19 protein-coding genes and 3 tRNA genes are annotated in these 19,461 nt (G+C 64.9%); 8 read left to right on the top strand and 14 right to left on the bottom strand.

Annotated features, from left to right (window positions below; genetic code table 11):
• Positions 1 to 43 precede the first annotated feature (43 nt).
• Together AC3ENO_RS09995 and AC3ENO_RS09990 are read right to left on the bottom strand one after the other, a co-directional pair.
• Positions 44 to 1,378, bottom strand: coding sequence for a M23 family metallopeptidase (locus AC3ENO_RS09995; protein WP_434970474.1), 1,335 nt, complete (start codon positions 1,376 to 1,378; stop codon positions 44 to 46).
• A 127-nt stretch (positions 1,379 to 1,505) separates the two neighbouring features.
• A complete protein-coding gene (locus tag AC3ENO_RS09990; protein WP_434970473.1) occupies positions 1,506 to 3,257 on the bottom strand; it encodes a CocE/NonD family hydrolase in 1,752 nt (583 codons plus the stop codon).
• 174 nt (positions 3,258 to 3,431) lie between these two features.
• Here AC3ENO_RS09990 and AC3ENO_RS09985 point away from each other — a divergent pair.
• From AC3ENO_RS09985 to AC3ENO_RS09970, 4 genes are all read left to right on the top strand, one after another.
• Positions 3,432 to 3,504: transfer RNA gene (locus tag AC3ENO_RS09985), tRNA-Glu, on the top strand.
• Between the two features lie 20 nt (positions 3,505 to 3,524).
• Positions 3,525 to 3,598, top strand: a tRNA-Asp gene (locus AC3ENO_RS09980).
• Between the two features lie 67 nt (positions 3,599 to 3,665).
• A tRNA-Phe gene (locus AC3ENO_RS09975) sits at positions 3,666 to 3,738 on the top strand.
• A gap of 104 nt (positions 3,739 to 3,842) precedes the next feature.
• Entirely contained in the window at positions 3,843 to 4,322 is a 480-nt protein-coding gene (locus tag AC3ENO_RS09970; protein ID WP_488185774.1) for a hypothetical protein, read from the top strand.
• Between the two features lie 352 nt (positions 4,323 to 4,674).
• Here AC3ENO_RS09970 and AC3ENO_RS09965 read toward each other — a convergent pair whose 3' ends face one another.
• From AC3ENO_RS09965 to AC3ENO_RS09910, 12 genes are all read right to left on the bottom strand, one after another.
• Positions 4,675 to 5,193 (bottom strand): hypothetical protein, encoded by a 519-nt coding sequence (locus AC3ENO_RS09965; RefSeq protein ID WP_434970471.1) that lies wholly within the window; start codon positions 5,191 to 5,193, stop codon positions 4,675 to 4,677.
• A gap of 483 nt (positions 5,194 to 5,676) precedes the next feature.
• Complete coding sequence (locus AC3ENO_RS09960; protein ID WP_434970470.1) at positions 5,677 to 6,807, bottom strand: hypothetical protein; 1,131 nt, start codon at positions 6,805 to 6,807, stop codon at positions 5,677 to 5,679.
• 18 nt (positions 6,808 to 6,825) lie between these two features.
• Positions 6,826 to 7,059 (bottom strand): hypothetical protein, encoded by a 234-nt coding sequence (locus AC3ENO_RS09955; protein ID WP_434970469.1) that lies wholly within the window; start codon positions 7,057 to 7,059, stop codon positions 6,826 to 6,828.
• 73 nt (positions 7,060 to 7,132) lie between these two features.
• On the bottom strand, positions 7,133 to 7,450 hold the full coding sequence (locus AC3ENO_RS09950) for a hypothetical protein (protein ID WP_434970468.1): 318 nt from the start codon (positions 7,448 to 7,450) through the stop codon (positions 7,133 to 7,135).
• Complete coding sequence (locus AC3ENO_RS09945; protein WP_434970467.1) at positions 7,447 to 8,199, bottom strand: hypothetical protein; 753 nt, start codon at positions 8,197 to 8,199, stop codon at positions 7,447 to 7,449. Before AC3ENO_RS09945 ends, AC3ENO_RS09950 begins: the two co-directional genes overlap by 4 nt.
• An 87-nt stretch (positions 8,200 to 8,286) precedes the next feature.
• Positions 8,287 to 8,484 carry a hypothetical protein gene (locus tag AC3ENO_RS09940; protein ID WP_434970466.1) on the bottom strand — a complete coding sequence of 66 codons (198 nt, stop codon included), beginning with the start codon at positions 8,482 to 8,484 and terminating at the stop codon, positions 8,287 to 8,289.
• On the bottom strand, positions 8,484 to 9,605 hold the full coding sequence (locus AC3ENO_RS09935; protein WP_434970465.1) for a tyrosine-type recombinase/integrase: 1,122 nt from the start codon (positions 9,603 to 9,605) through the stop codon (positions 8,484 to 8,486). The genes AC3ENO_RS09940 and AC3ENO_RS09935 overlap by 1 nt, the downstream gene beginning before the upstream one ends.
• The gene (locus AC3ENO_RS09930; protein WP_434970464.1) at positions 9,595 to 9,837 is read right to left on the bottom strand and encodes a helix-turn-helix transcriptional regulator; all 243 of its coding nucleotides are present in this window, start codon (positions 9,835 to 9,837) and stop codon (positions 9,595 to 9,597) included. Before AC3ENO_RS09930 ends, AC3ENO_RS09935 begins: the two co-directional genes overlap by 11 nt.
• Positions 9,834 to 11,201 (bottom strand): replication initiator, encoded by a 1,368-nt coding sequence (locus tag AC3ENO_RS09925; protein WP_434970463.1) that lies wholly within the window; start codon positions 11,199 to 11,201, stop codon positions 9,834 to 9,836. The genes AC3ENO_RS09930 and AC3ENO_RS09925 overlap by 4 nt, the downstream gene beginning before the upstream one ends.
• A complete protein-coding gene (locus tag AC3ENO_RS09920) occupies positions 11,188 to 11,610 on the bottom strand; it encodes a hypothetical protein (RefSeq protein WP_434970462.1) in 423 nt (140 codons plus the stop codon). Before AC3ENO_RS09920 ends, AC3ENO_RS09925 begins: the two co-directional genes overlap by 14 nt.
• Positions 11,607 to 13,025 carry an FtsK/SpoIIIE domain-containing protein gene (locus AC3ENO_RS09915; RefSeq protein WP_434970461.1) on the bottom strand — a complete coding sequence of 473 codons (1,419 nt, stop codon included), beginning with the start codon at positions 13,023 to 13,025 and terminating at the stop codon, positions 11,607 to 11,609. The genes AC3ENO_RS09920 and AC3ENO_RS09915 overlap by 4 nt, the downstream gene beginning before the upstream one ends.
• Positions 13,025 to 13,423 carry a hypothetical protein gene (locus AC3ENO_RS09910; RefSeq protein ID WP_058623021.1) on the bottom strand — a complete coding sequence of 133 codons (399 nt, stop codon included), beginning with the start codon at positions 13,421 to 13,423 and terminating at the stop codon, positions 13,025 to 13,027. Before AC3ENO_RS09910 ends, AC3ENO_RS09915 begins: the two co-directional genes overlap by 1 nt.
• Positions 13,424 to 13,576: 153 nt before the next feature.
• Here AC3ENO_RS09910 and AC3ENO_RS09905 point away from each other — a divergent pair, with 153 nt between their 5' ends.
• From AC3ENO_RS09905 to AC3ENO_RS09890, 4 genes are all read left to right on the top strand, one after another.
• Positions 13,577 to 14,128 carry a hypothetical protein gene (locus tag AC3ENO_RS09905; RefSeq protein ID WP_137418271.1) on the top strand — a complete coding sequence of 184 codons (552 nt, stop codon included), beginning with the start codon at positions 13,577 to 13,579 and terminating at the stop codon, positions 14,126 to 14,128.
• 160 nt (positions 14,129 to 14,288) lie between these two features.
• Positions 14,289 to 16,256 carry a type I restriction-modification system subunit M gene (locus AC3ENO_RS09900; protein ID WP_434970460.1) on the top strand — a complete coding sequence of 656 codons (1,968 nt, stop codon included), beginning with the start codon at positions 14,289 to 14,291 and terminating at the stop codon, positions 16,254 to 16,256.
• Entirely contained in the window at positions 16,253 to 18,112 is a 1,860-nt protein-coding gene (locus AC3ENO_RS09895; protein WP_434970459.1) for a DUF262 domain-containing protein, read from the top strand. Before AC3ENO_RS09900 ends, AC3ENO_RS09895 begins: the two co-directional genes overlap by 4 nt.
• Positions 18,112 to 19,461, top strand: coding sequence for a restriction endonuclease subunit S (locus tag AC3ENO_RS09890; protein WP_434970458.1), 1,350 nt, complete (start codon positions 18,112 to 18,114; stop codon positions 19,459 to 19,461). Before AC3ENO_RS09895 ends, AC3ENO_RS09890 begins: the two co-directional genes overlap by 1 nt.

Below are 19,461 nucleotides of genomic sequence, written 5' to 3'. Positions count from 1 at the left end.
CTTCCTTTGTTCTCGACCGGCGTGACGCGCGTGAGCGGCCGGATCAGAAGTACACGCCGCGGGCGGCCATGAACCCGGACGGGTTGACGGCGGCGCCGTTGACGTAGGTCTCGAAGTGCAGGTGGCAGCCGAAGGAGTTGCCGGTGTTGCCGACGCTCGCGATGACCTGACCGGCCGACACCTGCTGACCGTAGCCGACGAAGATGCCGCCCTGGCGGATGTGGGCGTAGCCGGTGCCGATGCCGCCGCCGTGGTCGATCTTGATGTAGTAGCCGTAGCCGCCGTTGTATCCCGCGTAGACGACGCGACCGGATCCGGCAGCGTAGATCGCGGCGGAGCATCCGGGGGCGAAGTCATAGCCGTAGTGCCAGCTCGAGGAGCAGTAGTTCGCGTTACAGACACTCGAACGGGGGCCATAGCCCGAGGAGACGTACCCGGAGGACGGGCGCGCCCATCCGCCACCCGTGACGGCGCCGCCGTTGCCGCCCCCCGCGGCTGCCTGCTCGCGCGCGATGCGCTCCGCTTCTTCACGCGCCTTGCGCTCTGCCTCTTCGCGCGCCTTGCGTGCCGCCTCCACGCCCGCCTGGTAACCGGCGACCGTCTTCGCGGTTTCGTCCTTCAGCGCAGACAGCTGAGCCTCGAGCTCGCCGAGGTGCGCGGTCTGATTGTCGAGTGCGACCTGTGCAGCTGCGGCGGCTTCTTGCGCTGCCACCATCTTCTGCTCGGCCTCCTGCTGCAGGCGGTCGCGCTCGTTGCGAGCCTGCACAGCCTGGTCGCTGAGGCTCTGCGCGGAATCCCGCGCCGTGACAGCCTCGGCATAGACCGTCTGGTTCCGCTCCAGGAGCTTGTCCATCGTTCCGAGCCGCGCCAGCAGCTCATCGGCGCCGACCGCCGAACCGGAGAAGAACAACTGCATCGCGGTGTCATCGCCGCCGTCGCGGTAGAGCTGCGCGGCGATGCGTCCCGCCTTCTGCGCGGCCTCATCGGCGGCAGCGGCCTGCGCGTCCGCCTGGGCCTGCAGGTCGTCGGCACGTTTGGCGGCGTCGAAGAAGGCCTGCTGGGCGACGTAGAACTCATCGGACAGCCGCTGGGCCTCGGCCTGGGTGCGCTCGACTTCGGCCGTGAGGTTCTGAATGAGCCCCTCGATGCGGGTGACTTCACGCGCCTTGGCGGCTTCGTTCGCCTTCGCGTTCTGCACGTCATCCCAGCTCGGATACGACTGGGCAAACGCCGGCGCGAGGCTGAACGCCGAGACACCGCCGAAGAGGGCCAACCCGCCCGCGATTCCGATTCCGAGGGCGGACCGGCGCGAGAGCACGCGGAGCTCACGCGGCGTGGGCGCGCAGCCGCACTCTTCCGGGCTCGAGTCGAGCTCCACCAGATCCTCCTGTCACGCGGGACGTCTTCACACTAACAACACCAGTCACAGAAGCAACAGGTTTCTCGCGGGTGTCGATACTGGGCATCCGTCGCCGCGACAACAGCGCGCCGCCCCGCGACGCCGCTCACGGGGCCTCCCCGAGCCACGGCTCGTCGAGCGATCCGGCCGGCGGGCGGTGCCCGAGCAGGAGCGCCGACGGATGCTCCGGGCCGGTGTGCACGATCGCAACGCCGCCCCGGCGGCGGGCGTATCCAGCGGGGAAGCTGCCGGTGACGGGATTGCGGCTATGGACCCACCGTCCCCGCAAGACGAGCCTCAACTCATCCCCGGCGCGGAAGCGGGTCGCCTGCTCGCGTAGCTCGATGTCGACCGGGCGAACCTCGCCGGGCCGCAGTGGCGAGAGCTGCGCGAACGTGTGCACGGGATGCAGGTCGCTCGACAGGTCGGCATCGAGGTCGCGGAATCCCACCCGCTGCCACCCGTACGACATCCAGGCGCTGTCGAAACCGTACGAGCCCTCGAACGGCACGACAGCGCCGTCCGAGACCTTCCGGATGCCGACGAACAGCGTGAGGTCGTCAGCCCCGCGCGCTGCCACATGAAGCCGCAGCGCCATCGGCCCGATGATGTCAGTGTCTTCAGGGATGCGCCACCTCCACTCGAGTCCGGGACCATCCACCGCGAACCCGGTCTGCACCGTCGCCCTCGGCACGGCGTCGGTGAGGCATCCGTCCATCCCGTCCAGGTGCAGTCTCCGCATCCGCAGATCCGGCGGCGGCCATTCCGGCTCCGCAGTCACCGCGACCGGCACCGGCCCGCGCTCGTAGACGGCCAGGCGGACCGGTGCGAGCGCGTCCCAGCCGTTGTCGATTCCCCGCAGCGTGTGATCGAAGAAGCGGGCACGGATGCGGGCAGCATCCGTGCTGTAGTAGGTCGACCACTTGCCGCCGCGGTGGGTATAGAGCCAGCGGGCGGGACGCTCCGGAAGCGCCCGCCCGGCTCTGCGGAAGACCTCGAAGGAGCCTCGCGTGTGGAGGTTGTGGTCGGAGAAGCTGCCGCAGACCAGTACCGGCACGCCGATGCGGTCGATGTCGGGGGTGCGGTCGCGGTACCACTGGCCGCGCGTCGCGTGCCTCGCCAGCTCGCGGCGCAGCGGCGGCGGGGCGAGTCGGGCGGCGCGGGATGTCATCGTCGTCCACAGCACCGCGAAGCCGTTCTCTCGGATGCCGCCGGGCCAGGCGAAGTCGCGGTAGAGGTCGCTGAACCCTTCCCACGGACAGATCGCCGCCAGGTGCTCCGGGCGACGGGCGGCCACGGCGTACTGCGAGATCGCCAGGTACGAGACGCCGTCGAGACCAACCCTGCCGCTTGACCACGGCTGCGTCCCGGCCCACGCGATCAGGTCTTCGTAGTCGTCGGCTTCCTGCGTCTCGAACAGACGCGCCACGCCTTCGGAGGTTCCGCCGCCCCGGGCATCCGCGTTCACGATCGCGTATCCGCGCGGCACCCAGAACGCGGGGTCCGGCGCCTCCCATCCGGTCCACGCGGAAATGCGGACGGGACTCGGCTGCGGGATGATGCGATGCTGCGGGTTGACGGCGCGGCGGTTCTTCGCCCGCGCCGGGATCTGGTCTTTCCCATAGGGATGGGCCGACACGATGACAGGCACCGGATCGTCGCTGCGCGGCCGGAAAACGTTGACCCGCAGCACTGTGCCGTCCCTAACGGTGACAGGGACGTCGTGTTCGATGATCCACTCGGGTTCGTCGGTCGCGATCTCGAGGCGGGGCTTGGCGAACAGACGGATGCGGCGCACGACGCGACCGAGGAACCACGCGGGCGAGTGGCGGAATCTCTGCGGGGACGGCACCGGCACGGGGCCGACGCTACCGCCGACGCCGCTCCGCTGAAGGCAGACCCGCGCGGGGAGGGCAAGGTCACCATCCGTGTGTCGCGCCGTCGATTGGCGCATCCCTCGGGTATTGCGTATGCTTGACCGTCGGTAAGCGTGAGCGCCCGCGGTCCTCTCGAAGGATGCTGGAGTTCATCCGGCCCCATCGTTTAGCGGCCTAGGACGCCGCCCTTTCACGGCGGTAGCACGGGTTCGAATCCCGTTGGGGTCACCCTACAATTGAATAAGCATGGCCCTGTAGCGCAGTTGGTTAGCGTGCCGCCCTGTCACGGCGGAGGTCGCGGGTTCAAGTCCCGTCAGGGTCGCTCCGAGCGACGGGCCCTTTTTCGAGAGGGCCTTTCGTCTAGGACGCGGCATTCACGGATGCCGTGAGGCTCTGTAGCTCAGTTGGTAGAGCGCACGACTGAAAATCGTGAGGTCACGGGATCGACGCCCGTCGGAGCCACTGGGACCCTCGTGTGGCTTCTACACACGGGGGTTTCTTCTTTCCCTGGTAGAACGTCGTTTCTCTCTAGGCCGTTTGACGAACGGAGCATTGAGGGAGAGCTGATGCCGGTGCCAGCTCGCGATTCCGCTCCGCAGCTGGGCCGGTCTGGGGCCGGTCAGGACAGAGTGGAGCACGGGCTGAAAGTTTGCAGGGTCAGCACATCCCCCAATAGATTCTCCCTCAATCGCGACAGCGCCCGCTCCGTTGGACTCCGGGAGAGGTTTCAAATGCCTAGGCCGTATCAGACGTGGACGCGAGCACAGATCGCGGATAGGACGCTGGAGATCGCCACTGCCAAGACAGAGCTCGACGCCCACATAGCCCGAGTCAAGTCCGGAGACATCGACGTAAGCGACCTAGCAGGCAGAGGACACTCCCCTGAGATGCTCGAGACGATCAAGAGTATGCGCCGGTCGAACATAATCATTGAGTTGACCAATCAGCACATCTCCTACTCGAAGGAGCAGCAGGCGTTGAACTTCGAGCTTCACGTTCGGGACAGTCCCGACCTCGTCCGAGAGTTCGGTCCCGGAGCGGACTGATCACACGCAGAGGAGCATTATGTCGACACCGAAAGAGCAAGCGCAGGCCACGCTAAGGCGGCTCGAAAGTGAGCTCGCGGCGGCGAAGCTCGTTCTCGAAGGCCATCTGCGCACGGAGAAGCAAGACCTCGAGCGAGGCTTCGATAAAGTCGGCCCAGCGCGGGCCGCGGTCAGAAATGCGGAACGCGCGGTCGACACGGCTAGAAACGACCTCAGAAGACTTAATTAGCCTGCCTATCCGGGTTTGAGGGGATCCCAGGCGCCACGAAGGGAGTCGCGCCCAGGCAATGAGATCCTCACACATTGGCTGCAGACGTCGGAGCACGCCGAAAAAGCCAAGGCGGCATAGATGTCAGCGGCGAAGTTCGGCATCGCGCGTGAAGATCGGCGGCAAGACGCCGCTCCCCACCGCGACTAGGCTTCGCGCTAGCACATCCACCATTGGTTCTTGACCTGAGGGTCCTTCCCAAGCTGGACGATCTATGACGAAGGATCCATCCGCCTCTCCACGAACGACCCATTGAACGAAGAACGACGGCCCGATGTCCGTCGATGTGGCGTCGGCATCCGGACCAAGGCGTGGCGTCTCGATTTCCATCTCGCCGTCCTCGTCGATCAGAAAGTGTGAGTAGGTGCCGTCTTCTTCAAGCATCAATGTCGATCTGTAGTCGCCAAGCTGTCCTTGGCCGACGCCATAAAAGGACAGTGGCCACGCGCCCAATCCCCGCGTTGAGCGGTATGGACCACCCTTTTGCCTGAGATGAGGATTCATTGTCCAGACTGCCTGCAGGAAGGTCCGTGTCAATGCTGCCTGTTCGCTTCCGCCCTCGAGCAGGAAGTCTCGCGCACTTTCATTCGTAAGACTAGCCACGTCACCTAACCCCGGTTCCGTAACCGCCGAGCAATGTCAGCTTCGATCTCTCGCTGCTGACTCACGCCGTACTCGCGGGCAAGGCTTGCGGCGGCCGACTGAATCTGCCCCTGCGTTACGTTAGTCGCGAGGCCTGCCGCGAAGATGAGCGCCTTGACTACCTCACTTATCTTGAAATCTGGAACGCTAGCCATCGGACCTCCCCCGGTCAAGGCAGCACACAGAGTTTCGGTGCCGCCAGATACTTTCACGGACTCGTTCACTCTTGAGACCGACACCCCAAAGCACGGGCGATTGTTACGATATCGAACCCATCCGACCGACGGTAGACCGAAGATAAACCTATCGATCAGCGTCGACGACCCGAAAAGGTCAACTTCGGTATCACGCCGTCCTGACATGAACACCGTAGAGTTGTGGCGCCTGACGAGCAGGCTGAGCCAGCGTGTGGTCGTTTCCTACGGCGGCCTCGTTGCGCGACGGTCAGCCTGTCCGAGAGTGAACGCACCCCGGCTCGGCGCATGCAGGAAGAGGTCCCGCCGGGCTGTTGAACGCGATCGTTCGATGTGCCCGCCAGACGTTTCCAAGATCCACTTTCGGGAGCGCCTCCTTGAGCGCTCGCAACGCGTTGTCGGAGTACCTACGGTGCTTCGACCTACCAAACACAAACTCGTGAGAGTAGGTGTCGTCGTCCGCATCGAGCCCAAGGTGACGACGCAACGCGAGTGCGTGATTCTGCTTGAGGCCGGCACGAGCAGCGAGGTCAAGTGGCCCCATATAGAACTTCTTCTGCAGGTCCACCGTCCGGATGGCCGCAGGCTCCATGGCGGGATCGGTCGTGTAGCTCACCGGCAGCCCGCCTGACCTCACGACCCGGACTTCAACCGTGAGGCCAGCACCGCTCGTACTCGTCGAGTAGCCGCTCAGTTTAGGGAACACCTGCTCCCTGGTCTTGCCCTCACGGATACCTCGTGCCACACGGCGCACGTCGGTTTCGCTAACTTCTGCCGCGCCTGGGTCAGCGAGCGCTTCGGTTGCGAGCAGCGCTCGAATGCGGGCGTCCGCTTCAGCCGAGGCTCGACGGCCCGGGCGCAAGAGGCTCGCTACCCGTTCATATTCACGATCAACCAGGATGCTCAGCTCCTGCGGGGGCTCCGCGCTGATCGGCAGCACCCTGCTTGGGAGGTGGTCAGACAACCGAACGTCGAACACCCGCATGAGGAGATCGTCGAACAACGTCACAGCAGCCCGAACGTACAGGTAGAGCATGCCCTCGTCCACGACGACATACCAATGTTGCTCGGCGTCGCGCAGCGCATCGAGCGCCCGTATCGTGCCGGCCTCGTCGTCCGTGAGCTTGATGCCGTCCGTCTGCTGAGCGAGATTGATTGCTCTTTCGAGGCCGATTGACTTGCCCGATCGACGGTCGAACACCTGGACCTTCTTGGAGTCGAGCGCGCCCTTCAAGAGCATTTCGAAGGCGTGCTGAAAACTGAGCAGCACGGTGGTCAAGCGGCCTGCGTCCTCAAGGCTGTTGAACGCCGTGACGCCGTTCTTGAGCGAGGCCACGGCTTTCCCCCGCAGCACCCGAACGTTGTAGGGCTCCCTCGGCATAGGAGCAGAGTACTGATGTCACCGTGCGGGGTGAACGTCGGGACAATCGGCGAGGCAGCAGCCGCACATCGGATGCTCGACGGATCCAGCGTCCGCGTCGTTCTCGCAGACGCAAACCGCACAGGTGCAACGCGTGCCGCGGGTGGGGAGATCGAGTTCGATGCGCTGCTCGTCGTCGATCTCGGACGCGAATACGATGTCGTACTCGATCCCGCCGAGCACCACCAAACGATCTTGTTCCTGATTTTTCATAACCTGCCAGGATAGCGCCACCCTGACCTGAGTGAATGAGCGGTCTGCGCCCGGTGGGGCACCTCAACTGAACTCAACGACTCCCGTCCGCTTCGTCCAGCCGTCGAGCGATCGCCTCGTAGGTGTCCTCGTCAATCAGGTCCGAAACGAAGGCGTGGTAAACGGCATCGAAGCTGTTGGGCCGGCGCTCTCCCCAGTCGTCCAACAGGCCCACCGTCCTGTGCTGCGGCTCGTACTCCCACGACTGCAAAATCCGGGCAAGCTCTCTGCGCGAGATGTCACCGCGCGCGGCGGCCCGAACCGCGTCCATCGCATTGGCGAACCGGTCATCCCCGTGGGCACGTGACGCCTCGGCACCCCTCCCGCTCGCCCCATCAGCTCGCTGATTCACGTCTCGCTCCGAAAGATGCTTAGTGCCCAGCCGGGAAGCTGAACGTCCTCCGCCAGAGAATCATGAATGGATGACAGCGGAGGAGGGACAAGCCAATCGCTCCACCTCTCTGTCTCCCCCCGATCGCCAAATGCAAACCTGTCAGGACGCTCCCACGCGTCCCATGCGAGATCGAGCACGTGATGCTCGATGACGAGTGCGGCCCATCTGTTCGCGAGGGTCATGCGGTCGACCACGACAGCGGCCGCGCCGCCCACCGCAGATATTCGCTTGCTGCCGACTCGGGTCAGACCCACCTTGTACTGCGCGAACTGAGGCAGATGGAGCAGGTAGACCTGATGCGGCTCCCACCACCCAAGCTCGACGTGCGGGTCGTCGTGAGATCGCGGCGGGTGCGTCAGGGATGTTCTGGCGTACCCTAGCCAGCTGGATCGAATTTCCTGGATGCGCTCGAGCGGGTTGTTCCGGGCGAAGATCTCCCAGACGAAGGTGACCGTTTCCGCGGAGAGGTCGACTTCAGCCCGACGATCGGCGCGGAGCCATGCCCTGCTCTGCGGCTGGCGGGGAATGGACTCCCACCAGTAGGGCTTCACCCGCGCCTGGTCAGGCAGTGGCCGACCGATCACGGCTTCGATCTCAGCGAACGACAGGACGGCGTCCTCTACCGGATCTATGCCGCGCAAGTAGTCGCCGAGCGGCGTGTACACGAGTTCGAGCCGGGACAACGGCTGAGGGGATTCTGTAGTCATGCTGTTTTCCTCTCCGCGTTGGCGCGATTGCGCCTCATACGTATAGGCCTCGGTTTCGCTGCTTCGCGGACATACCAATTTCGAGAATCATGGCCACCGCTCGAAAACGTCGTCGAGCGCATCGATGTGCGCGACCGAGCGCTCGATGTGCGCCAGCTCGAACTCGTCGGCAAAGTCGTCGGCGTTGCGGTGCAGCAGGCTGCGGTACTCCCCCAGCGCGTTCACGAGGATGGCGTGGCATTCCGGGTTGGCAAGCAGCTCGTCGAGCTTGCGATGGACGTCCATCACTCCCCCTCACCGAAGAGCGAGTCGATCGCCGCAGCCGCGCGACGGGCGACGTCGGAGCGGGCGCGGCTGTAGCGCTCGGTCATCTGCATGCTCGAGTGCCCAAGCACGGCCTGGACGTCGTTGGCAGAGGCGCCGGCATCGAACAGCATCGTGGCGAGCGTGTGGCGCAGGTCGTGGAGCCGCAGGTCATCGCGGTGCAGCTTGGTTCGGAGCGTCTTCCAGTCGATCGCGCGACGGACGTTCGAGGCGTTGATCCGCCCCCCGCGAGGACCAGTGAAGACGAGGTCGCCGCGGTGCTTGCCGGCCATGGCCTCGGTTAGCGGCGCGACGAGCGGCGTGGGGATCGGCACGTCCCGTTCTTTATGGCTCTTCGGCGTCAGCTCAACGCCGCGCCCGTCCGCGCCGATGCTGAATGCGCGCCGCACGTGGATCGTCCGATGCGCAAGATCGACGTCTTCCATGCGCAATGCCGTCGCCTCGTTGGCACGCATACCGGTGTAGACGAGAGCGGCGATGTAGCGCCGATAGTGCGCATCATCGATCGCTGAAAGCAGCGTCGGCACCTCCGCGGCCGTGAGCGCGCGCGAGCGCAGGCTCGTCGTCGACTCGGGCTTCGGACGACGAGCGAGACGCGCCTGGTTCAGCGGCACGAGATGCGCGCGGACAGCGCCATCGAGCAGGCGACTCAGCACCGAGAGCGCATCGATGCGCGTGGAGGTGCTTCCGTCCCATCCGATGATCGCCTCCTCGATGACGCCCGCCGTGAGCTTCTCGAGCTTCACGTGACCAAGCCACGGCTTCACCCGCAGCCGCCATCCGCGCTCGTATGCACGCGCCGTCGACGCACGCACGCTGCCCTCGATGACCGGCCAGTGGCGCGAGTGCCACTGGGTCAGCGTCATGTCGCCATCGGGATACCGGCGAGTGAGCGTCTCCGCACGGAGCTTCTTGGCTTCGGCGAGCGTCTCAACGTAGGTCGAGCGTTCGCGCTGCTCGCCGTTCAGACCGATCGCCCAGATGCGCACCTGGTACTTGCCGCGGTCCTTGCGGAAACGGATGCCCTCGGGCAGCGGACGCCGGGTCTTCGGGTCGATCCGCTCGCCCCGTTCAGCCGACACCGCGGGTACCGCCGGCCTCGAGGAACGCAGCGACCGTCGACGCCCGCCAGAGCATGTGCTTGCCCATGTGCGCGTCGGGGAACGGGAACCGGTTCTGCCGCCGCAGCGAGTCGAAGGTCGACAGCGGTACGCGGCAGAGCGCGGCCGCCTCGCGGCGAGTCAGGTAGTCGTTGTGCTCGGAATGATCGGCGACGTCGGTCTCGGGGTCGTCGGCGAGCGTGTGAGTGGTCATGTCGTGCTCCTTTCGGTGGGTGGAGTGTTGCGATCTCGTGCTCGATCGTGGCGCCACTGGCGGGCGGCATCCGCGGCTTCTCTCGCGAGTGCTTTGTCGCCGTCGGTGAGCCAGCCCATGCCGGCATAAGCCCATGAGCCGATGACGAGTACCTCGTCGGGGCTGATCTCCTCGGTCGGCTTCGTCCGTGCGAGCAGGTGCTTGAGGCGCCAGATCCGTCGTGCGCCACGGAGCGATCCGAGGGTCACGGAGTAGCGCCGTGACTTCGTGGAGAAGTGCCCTCGGAAGCCGAGCATCCCGTCCCAGCGATGCAGTTGCTCGTACGGTCCTTCGGGATCGACGACAGCCGCCAGCTCGCGAACGGTCGCCTTGATGCGCTTGATGTGATCACGGCCGGCACCCGTCGGCTCGAGGTCTTCGGTCGCTTTGGTGGCGTACTTCGCGATGTAGGCGGCCACAGCGCGGTCGGACAGTGCACCGTCAAGACCCTCGCGACGCACGATCGGCCGCACGTCGAACTGCTTGCCCCAGGTGAGTGTGCGAGTCCTCGCGTCGCCAGGAAGTGGAGCCGCAGCGACGCTCGTCTTCCTCACGGCGAACTGGATCGCGGTCACCAAGTGATCGGTCGTCACTGCGGCCGGCGGCGCCGGGAAAGGGAGCTCGGGATGGATGCCGTCGAGCCGGATGATCGCGTGGAAGTGCACGACTCCTCGACGCTGGAACTCGGCGACCTTCGCGAACTGCAGTCGCACGACGCGGGCCGCTGCGCGCTGCGTCATCCCCAGCGAGCGAGCCAGCTCACGACGCAGCCGGATTGTGAACCGTCGCCACAGCTCGGGCGCGTGGTACTGCCAGACGACGTGACCGACGTAGTCGTAGCACTCGGCGCACACCGCATCGCCGCGCTGCGGGTCGTCGTCGTCGTGGTGGCAACGGCATCCTCTCGGCTTACCGTGCTCGCAGACGCCGGTGCGCCGGTCGACGGCGGTCGTGTGAACGGCTCCGAACGACGGGGCTGTGAGCGTGAGGAAGACCATGGGATGCTCGGCGACCTCCTCTGGCACCTCCTTTATCCCTCCCGCGGCGCCGGCCATGATCATGTGCCAGGTGTCGCCCTTGTACTCGTGACTGCAGGACTCGCAGCGTGTGGCGCGTCGATTGCCGCATCGAGTGAAGGTGACGCCGTCTGGTTCGCTCGTCGACGAGTACTCCGAGAGGATCTCGCCGGATGCCTCGTGGAGCGTCGTCGAGGATCCGACGAGACGCACCGGGTTGAGGCAGTAGCCCGTCGAGGCGACGTTGTGCATCCAGCGGTCGTATTCTTCGCTGCGGAGCCGCCGCGCGACTGACTCATCGAGACGCATCGGTCACCACCATCACGGGCACCGCGCAGCCGATCGGGGAGACGCGCCCCATCGAAGTGTCGTACTCATAGACGACGCGGCAGATCTCATCGCTCTCGCCGTTCTCGCGGCGGAGCTGCTGCCAGGCGAGCACTTGAGAGTCTGTGCACGACTCATTCGCGACCCAAGGCCCGTAGTGCTCGAGGTAGTAGTCGGCGCTCACGGGAGCGTCGTACCGCGCCACCGTGGTCATCGCGTCGTGGTCGAATTCTTCGCCCAGGTTGCACTGTGGCTCTGATGTGGGGGCCGCGCCCTCTACTGAAGACGAAGCGACGGGCGCCGACGGCGCAGAACATCCCGACAGCGCGAGCACAGTGGCGGAGGTGACGGCGATTACGGAGACGATTTCGAGGCCATAGATGCGGTTCATGATGCGGTTTCCTTTCGTGACGAGCGACGCGGAGATCGCGGTGTGCGACGTGCTCGAGGCTGGCGTTCCTCGGGCAACGGCGGTTCGGGGATGACGACAGGCACCTGCCGCGGTGCGGCATATCGGGACGCGACGTCGCGGATCATGTCGTCGGTGATCAGTCCGGCGCGGACACGCTCGGGAGGGCGGCCATCTTCGGGCAGGACATAGGCAACGCCGGGTGTCGTGGGCGAGATCTCGTGGCAGCGTGCACCCGCCGCCACGGCTCCGTCGCCGAGGACCATCGCGGTCTCCATGCGGTCACGCAGTCGGAGCCCGACCGTCTGAGTGAAGAGGCCGCGCGCCGGCAACGTCTCCTTGCGCGGATCTTGGAGACAGGCGAACACGATGAATCCGACAGCGCGGCCCTGTGAGGCGAGAGTCGCGAGCGCGGAGTTTGCCCGGCGGAGCAGATCTCGATCGGTTTCGTACGCGGTGAGCGCCGCGAGCTCGTCGATCAGCACGACGATCGTCGGGCTGTCGAGGGTCGCGACGTGCTGTCGGGTCGTGCCCGCGAGATCCTTCGCTCGCTGTTGCATCGCGGCGACGGCAGCCTCGAGCAGAATTACCGAGCGCTCAGCGTCGGCGGCAAATCTCGTCAGCAGCGAGCGCCCGAGCGCGAGTTCCATGCCGCCCTTGCGGTCGATGCCCCAGACCTCGACGAGGCCGCTGTGGATGGGTTCGGCGAGTCCGAGGAGCAGACCCCACACCAGCGATGCTTTGCCGCTGCCCGATGCGCCGGCCACGAGGGTGTGGGGACCGAGGCGAAGCGACCAAGGTTCGCCTGTTGCGTCTCTGCCCATCGGGACCGTCTTGCCGTCCCACGCCACGGGCAGGTCGAGGGAGAACGCGAACTCGAGCGCATCCACGAACTCGAGCCGCAGCACCATCGCGCCGATGTGCTCACCGTGGACCGTCGCGCGGCGTGCGCCGAAGGCCTGCGCGAGTAGATCTGCCTGCGCCTGCAGGTGCTCACGGCCGAGTCCTTGCGGGAGGGCAATGGCGACGGCGCAGGCCCACCCCTCCCACACAGGCGCGCTGATTGCGGGGACCACCATGCCGCGCGTTCCGTAGCCGGGGACTCCGAGGCCGACGCGCATCGCTACCCCGGGCCAGTTCGCGAGGATGTTGCGCGAGACATCGCGCCTCCACTTGTCCTCGGCACGGCGCGGCATCCGCAGCGCCGTCACCGTCAGCCAAAGGCCGAGCATGAAGACAAGCGCCAGGCATCCGACGTTGAACGCAACCTGCACGGCCGGCACCGGCGGCAGCCATGAGACGACAACCACAAGCGCTGCAGCCCACCACCACCGGCGCAGGAGAATGGCGATCTCGTCACCCCAGCTCCGCAGCTCACGCGGTACGGCGGTTCGCATTACTCGGCACCCCGCGGCTTGGGCGCCGGCTTCATTTCGCGGGCGCGGAGCGAGTATGCGACGCGAGGACGCCCCTGCCCCTCCTTGACGTACGGCGTCACGGTGAGCCCCTCGAACACAGCCGGGCGGAACGGCAGGCCGTTCAGCTCGGGCGGCAGCTGCGGCTCGGAGATGCTCGCGATCTTGACAGTGACCTCGCCCTGGCCCTTCTTGGCGTCGGGGTCGGCGTCGATCACGCGGACCTGCCAAAGCGGGTGACCGGAGTTCTTGTCGAGATCCTGCCCCTGCCGCTCGCCGTCGTCGGACCACTTGACGATCGGCTCGACCTCGCCGACGACGAACGCACCCCGCGGGAAGAACGCGTCGAAGCTGACCGGGATTGCTGACTGGATTGCCATTACTAGTTCCTCTCAACTGGTGAACTTTTTGCTCACAGGAACAGCATCACACTTCCTACTCATGCAGTCAACCTTTTTCTCACTTAGTGCTTCGGTGTCTCTACGCGCAGAAAAACGGCACACGAGTAAGCTCGGAGCCGTGGAGGGGTCACCATGAGCGAACTGCCGGCACTGCCGACGTGGGGCGTTGTCCCCGACCCGGTTCGCAACGTCCTCCAGCGACTCAAGGAGCGAGCCGCTGCCGGGGTCGAGGCAATGGACACTCAGAAGATCAGCGGCGAGACGCCGCAGAACCACGACGAAGCGTTCCTGCAGATGTCGTGGGCAGCCGAAGCCGCCGATCGAGCCACACGGGACTATCGCAGCGTCTTCAACGCTTACACGCACAAGTTCCACCAACCGAAGCCGCCGATCGGCGAACTCGCTGCAATGCAGGGAGCGATCACACAGTCATTCGCGAAGCGGTACACGCCGAAGACCGTCGAGGCGATCGAGGCATTGCTCTCGGAGGAACCCAACCTTGACGCGATCCGTTCGGGCATCCGCGCCCTCGGCTTCGAGGATCTCCGCGGTATCTCCGACGCGCTCGACCGAGCGATGGCAGCCGCCGAGTCTGAGCGTGGCTTTCACCCATGGCTGCCGGCTGCCGACAAGGCTCGTGCCGCGAGCCGCGCCCTACAAGACCTCGGCGACGACGAGCTGTGAGAACTTTCTTTACTCGTTCAAGGCCGGCCTCCGGCCGGCGGTGCGGCAACCCACTGCGGTGCGTGCGGTCCTCGCTGCGCTGCGGTCCGCGCGCTCCTCGTGGGCGGCCGCACCCGCGCCAGGTCGCCCAAGTCCTCGTTACAAGATCGCTCGGTGAGAAGTGAACCAATCTAGCTACGCCCGCATCGTTTCCCTCATTTGGGCTATTGCTGACGATGTCCTGCGCGACCTTTACGTGCGCGGCAAGTACCGCGATGTCATCCTCCCGTTCACGGTCCTCCGTCGGCTTGACAGCGTGCTGGAGCCGACTCGCGACAACGTGGTCGAGACCAACAAGGCGCTCACGGCGGCCGGAATCGTCAACAAGGACGCCGCGCTGCGCCAGGCCGCCGGCGAGGACTTCTACAACACTTCCGGCTTCACGCTGCGGGACCTGCGCTCGATCAGTAGCGCCGCGCGGCTCAAGCTCGACTTCGAGGCCTACCTCGACGGCTTCTCACCGAACGTGCAGGAGATCCTCGACAACTTCGAGTTCCGCAACCAGATTCCACGGCTGACTAAGGCTGATGCCCTCGGCACACTAATCGAGAAGTTCCTCGACCCCAGCCTCGACCTCTCCCCCCGCGGGCTCGACAACCACGGCATGGGCACCGTCTTCGAGGAACTGGTCCGCCGCTTCAACGAGGAGAACAACGAAGAAGCCGGTGAGCACTGGACTCCTCGCGACGCAGTTCGGCTGATGACGCGGCTGATGTTCGAGCCGATCGCCGACAAGATCCAGTCCGGCAGCTACCTACTCTACGACGGCGCCATGGGCACCGGCGGCATGCTGACCGTCGCGGAGGAGACGCTCCAGCAGCTGACCTCACAACGAGGCCACAAAGTCAAGACCCACCTGTTCGGGCAGGAGATCAACGCCGAAACGTACGCCATCGCCAAGGCGGACCTGATCCTCAAGGGCGAGGGCGAGGCCGCCGACAACATCGTCGGAGGGCCGGAATGGTCGACGCTTTCGAACGATGCGTTCGCTAGTCGCGAGTTCGATTTCATGCTCTCCAACCCGCCCTACGGCAAGAGCTGGAAGACCGACCAGGAACGCATGGGCGGCGCCAAGAACATCCGAGACCCGCGGTTCGTGGTCGAGCACGCCGGCGACCCCGAGTACTCGCTGGTGACACGGAGCAGCGACGGCCAGATGATGTTCCTGGCCAACCTCATCTCAAAGATGAAGCACAACACCGCCCTCGGGAGTCGCATCGCGGAAGTCCATAACGGCTCGTCGCTCTTCACCGGAGACGCCGGCCAAGGCGAGAGCAACATCCGCCGCTGGGTCATCGAGAACGACTGGCTCGAGGCGATCGTCGCATTGCCGCTCAAGATGTTCTACAACACCGGCATCGCGACGTACGTGTGGGTGCTGAGCAACCGTAAGGAGGAGTGTCGCAAGGGCAAGGTGCAGCTCATCGATGCCACTGAGTGGCACACCCCACTGCGGAAGAACCTCGGTGAGAAGGCAGTCGAGCTCAGCGAAATCGACAGCGATCGCGTGCTTGAGACTTTCCTTGCGTTCGACCAGGCCGACGACCCGGAACACTCCAAGATCTTTGACAACCGCGACTTCGGCTACTCCAAGATCGTGGTCGAGCGGCCGCTGCGGATCGTAGGCGCCGACGAAGGCCGGGTGTACAAGGCTGCGGAGATCAAGAAGCTGAAGGAGGAGGGAAAGCGCGACGAGAACGCGCCGGCCATCATCAAAAAGGTCCTGCCGTACTCCGCCCAGCCAGATCCCCTCCACGGCCTGTTCGAGGCGGTGATCGACGGCAAGACTTGCGTCGTCCAGTACGAGCCCGACACCGACCTCCGCGACTCCGAACAGGTCCCTCTGAACGAGCCGGCGGGTGAGTACGCCAACGGCATAGAGGCCTTCTTCCGCCGCGAGGTGCTTCCCTACACACCCGACGCGTGGATCGACGAGACGAAGACCAAGATCGGCTACGAGATCTCCTTCACCCGCCACTTCTACAAGCCGGCGCCGATGCGGACGCTCGCCGAGATCCAGGCCGACATCCGCGCTCTCGAAGCAGAGACCGAGGACCTCATCTCCGAGATCGCGGGAGGAGCGCAGTGAGCAACATAGAGCGCAGCATCGATGGTGTCGCCAAGACCGTGGCGGGGGTCCTAGCGAACCAGAAGTACTCCATTGACTACTACCAGCGCGAGTACAAGTGGGAGTCGAAGCAGATGGCGGAGCTGGTCGCCGACCTCACCACGAAGTTCCTCGACCTGTACGAGCGCAATCACGCGCGCAAGGACGTCGCGAAGTACCCGGGCTACTACCTTGGGTCCATCATCATCTCCCAGAAGGGCAGCGAGCCGTTCGTGGTCGACGGCCAGCAGCGCCTGACCAGCCTGACCCTGCTGCTGACGTTCCTGCGCCGACTGCAGCAGGACCGACCTGACAAGGTCGACGTCGACCCGCTGATCTTCTCGGAGAAGTTCGGCGAGAAGTCCTTCAACCTCGACGTCGCCGACCGCAATGACTGCATGAGCGCCCTCTTCGAAGACGGCAACTACGACCCGCAGCCCGACGACCCCGAGTCGGTCCATACCCTCGTCGCCCGTTACGAGGAGCTCGACGGGCTCTTCCCCGCCGAGCTTCGCGAGGCGGCACTGCCGTTCTTCATTGACTGGCTCAAGGATCGAGTCCAGCTTGTCCAGATCACCGCGTTCGCCGATGACGACGCGTACGCGATCTTCGAGACCATGAACGACCGTGGGCTGAAGCTAACCCCGGCCGACATGCTGAAGGGCTATCTGCTCGCCAACATCGACGACGGCGCCCCCCGCACCAAGGCGAACGAGCTGTGGCGCAAGCGGCTGCGAGAGCTCGAGGAGAAAGCGGATGAAGCGAGCTCCGACTTCCTCAAGACTTGGCTGCGAAGCCAGTACTCCACCAAGATCCGCGAGCGCAAGAAGGATGCCCGCCCCGAAGACTGGGACCGCATCGGCACCGAGTTCCACCGATGGCTGCGCGGCGACCACGAGCGCGTCGGCCTGACCAGTCGCCAGGCGTACTACGACTTCGTGACGGTCGACTTCGACTTCTACAGCCGCCAGTACGAGCGAATCATCGACGCCACGCTCGGCGCCTTCGACCCGGCCAGCTCGTTGCGGTTCATCCGCTACAACGCTGATCATCGGTTCACGCTCCAGGACCAACTGCTTCTCGCCCCCCTGCGCGTCACCGACGACCAGGCGACGATCGAGCGCAAGTTCGAGCTCGTCGGGCGCTTCGCCGACATCCTGCTGGCTTGGCGGATCTGGAACTTCCGGGCCACCGACTACTCGACCATGCAGTATGCGATGTTCAACGTCATGCGCGACATCCGCGGCCTCAAGGTGCCAGACCTCGCAAAGGCCCTGCACAAGCAGCTCGGCAGCATTCCCGAGACGTTCGACAGCAACGACGATCTCTACGTCCACCAGCAGAACCGCGGCCAGCTCCACAAGATCCTGGCTCGGATCACCGACTACATCACCGTCGCCTCGGGCCAGGCGTCCAACTACATCGAGCTCACCAACGGCACCGGAGTGAAGTACGAGGTCGAGCACATCTGGGCCGACCACCCCGAGCGTCACACCGACGAGTTCAGCCACGAGGCCGACTTCGCCCGTCACCGGAACCGGATCGGCGACCTGCTTCTGCTGCCAAAGCAGTTCAACGCCAGCTATAACGACGACCCCTACGAGGCGAAGCTTCCGCACTACTTCAGCCAGAACCTCCTCGCGGCCAGCCTCAACTCGCTGAGCTACGAGAAGAACCCCGGCTTCCTCGCCTTCACCAAGTCGAGCGGCCTCCCGTTCAAGCCGTACGACGAGTTCAAGGCAGCCGACGTGGTCGAGCGCGGGAACCTCTACCGCGCGATCGCCAAGCAGGTCTGGAACCCCGATGACCTGCTTGCTGTTGCGCAGGGTGAGGCGTGATGTTCACCGGTCTTCCGAAGTACAAGGCGACCCGACCAGTTGAGTTCTGGTCGACGGCAGTTCCAGCGCACTGGCAGGTCGTGCCGGGAATCGCGGTCATCGCCGAGAACAAGGCACGCAACACGGGGGTCGCTGAATCTCAGGTGCTGTCCCTCAGCCACGGGCGCGTGATTGTGAAGCCGGTCGAGAAGCAGCGTGGCCTCGTCCCTGACTCCTACGAGGGCTATCAGATCCTCGAGCCGGAGGACATCGTCATCCGCCCGACCGACCTTCAGAACGACCAGAGGAGCATCCGTGTCGGACGGGTGCGTGACCGCGGCATCATCACCTCCGCGTATATCGGCCTCCGTTCCAAGCACCCGTGGACCACTGACTACGCCTACCACTATCTCGCGGCCGTCGACTCGACGAAGCGCATCTACGGGATGGGCAGTGGACTGCGGCAGCAGCTCGGCTGGCCAGATCTGAAACGCATGCCGTGTCTGGTCCCGCCGGTCGACGAGCAGGCAGCCATCGTCAAATACCTCGCCCACGCCAGCGCCCGCATTGACAAGGCCATCGCCGCCAAGCGTCGGCTAATCGCACTTCTCGAGGAGGAGCGCTCTGCGATCACGGGTGCGCTCATGGATCTCCCGAGCGCTCCGCTCCTACGCACCAAGGACGTCTGCCTTCGGATCGTTGACTGCAAGAATCGAACGCCTGAATTCGTTGAAGACGGTGAATTCCACGTTGTGCGCACAACGTGTGTTCGAGGAGGTCAATTTACGATGGAGGGCAGCTACCCAACGGACCACGACAACTTCGTGACATGGACGGAGCGAGGCGCGCCAAAGCACGGTGACGTCTTCTTCACCCGCGAGGCGCCTGCTGGCGAGGCCGCTCTCGTTCCAGCCCGCCAGGACCTCTGTATGGGGCAGCGGATGATGTACTTCCGCCCGAATCTGAAAACGGTCCTCCCTGAATACCTACTGCTGGCGATCTACGCGGAGCCGGCGCGTAGGTTCATTGCTGTCGCGACAAACGGCAGCACCGTCGGCCACCTCCGAATCGGTGACGTCGGCGCGCTCCCTGTGCGTGTGCCGTCACTTGACGACCAGCGGCGAATTGTCTCGACCCAGCGTCGAGAGACGAGTGCGATCGTCGCGGCCAAGCGACGCATCGAGAGTGAAATCGAACTGCTCCGCGAGTTCCGCACCAGACTCGTCGCCGACGTGGTGATCGGTCAGTTGGATGTGCGCGACATCGCGAAGTCCCTGCCCGAACTCGAGGTCGACGCGTCTGGGGCGGACGAGTTCGATGAGATCGAGGGCTTTCCGGTCGATGACTTGATGGAGATGAGCGAGGTCTGA

This window comes from Microbacterium sp. bgisy207 (assembly GCF_057706855.1).
Note: the sequence above shows the minus strand (reverse complement) of the source record. Positions and strands in the feature narration are given on the sequence as shown.

Excerpts from the sequence above, each read along its gene's own strand:
- AC3ENO_RS09910 (WP_058623021.1), bottom strand. The coding sequence starts at position 13,423 with ATGGCAATCCAGTCAGCAATCCCGGTCAGCTTCGACGCGTTCTTCCCG.
- AC3ENO_RS09945 (WP_434970467.1), bottom strand. The coding sequence starts at position 8,199 with ATGACTACAGAATCCCCTCAGCCGTTGTCCCGGCTCGAACTCGTGTAC.
- AC3ENO_RS09940 (WP_434970466.1), bottom strand. The coding sequence starts at position 8,484 with ATGGACGTCCATCGCAAGCTCGACGAGCTGCTTGCCAACCCGGAATGC.
- AC3ENO_RS09970 (WP_488185774.1), top strand. The coding sequence starts at position 3,843 with ATGCCGGTGCCAGCTCGCGATTCCGCTCCGCAGCTGGGCCGGTCTGGG.
- AC3ENO_RS09930 (WP_434970464.1), bottom strand. The coding sequence starts at position 9,837 with ATGACCACTCACACGCTCGCCGACGACCCCGAGACCGACGTCGCCGAT.
- AC3ENO_RS09920 (WP_434970462.1), bottom strand. The coding sequence starts at position 11,610 with ATGAACCGCATCTATGGCCTCGAAATCGTCTCCGTAATCGCCGTCACC.
- AC3ENO_RS09955 (WP_434970469.1), bottom strand. The coding sequence starts at position 7,059 with ATGAAAAATCAGGAACAAGATCGTTTGGTGGTGCTCGGCGGGATCGAG.
- AC3ENO_RS09925 (WP_434970463.1), bottom strand. The coding sequence starts at position 11,201 with ATGCGTCTCGATGAGTCAGTCGCGCGGCGGCTCCGCAGCGAAGAATAC.
- AC3ENO_RS09905 (WP_137418271.1), top strand. The coding sequence starts at position 13,577 with ATGAGCGAACTGCCGGCACTGCCGACGTGGGGCGTTGTCCCCGACCCG.
- AC3ENO_RS09960 (WP_434970470.1), bottom strand. The coding sequence starts at position 6,807 with ATGCCGAGGGAGCCCTACAACGTTCGGGTGCTGCGGGGGAAAGCCGTG.
- AC3ENO_RS09890 (WP_434970458.1), top strand. The coding sequence starts at position 18,112 with ATGTTCACCGGTCTTCCGAAGTACAAGGCGACCCGACCAGTTGAGTTC.
- AC3ENO_RS09915 (WP_434970461.1), bottom strand. The coding sequence starts at position 13,025 with ATGCGAACCGCCGTACCGCGTGAGCTGCGGAGCTGGGGTGACGAGATC.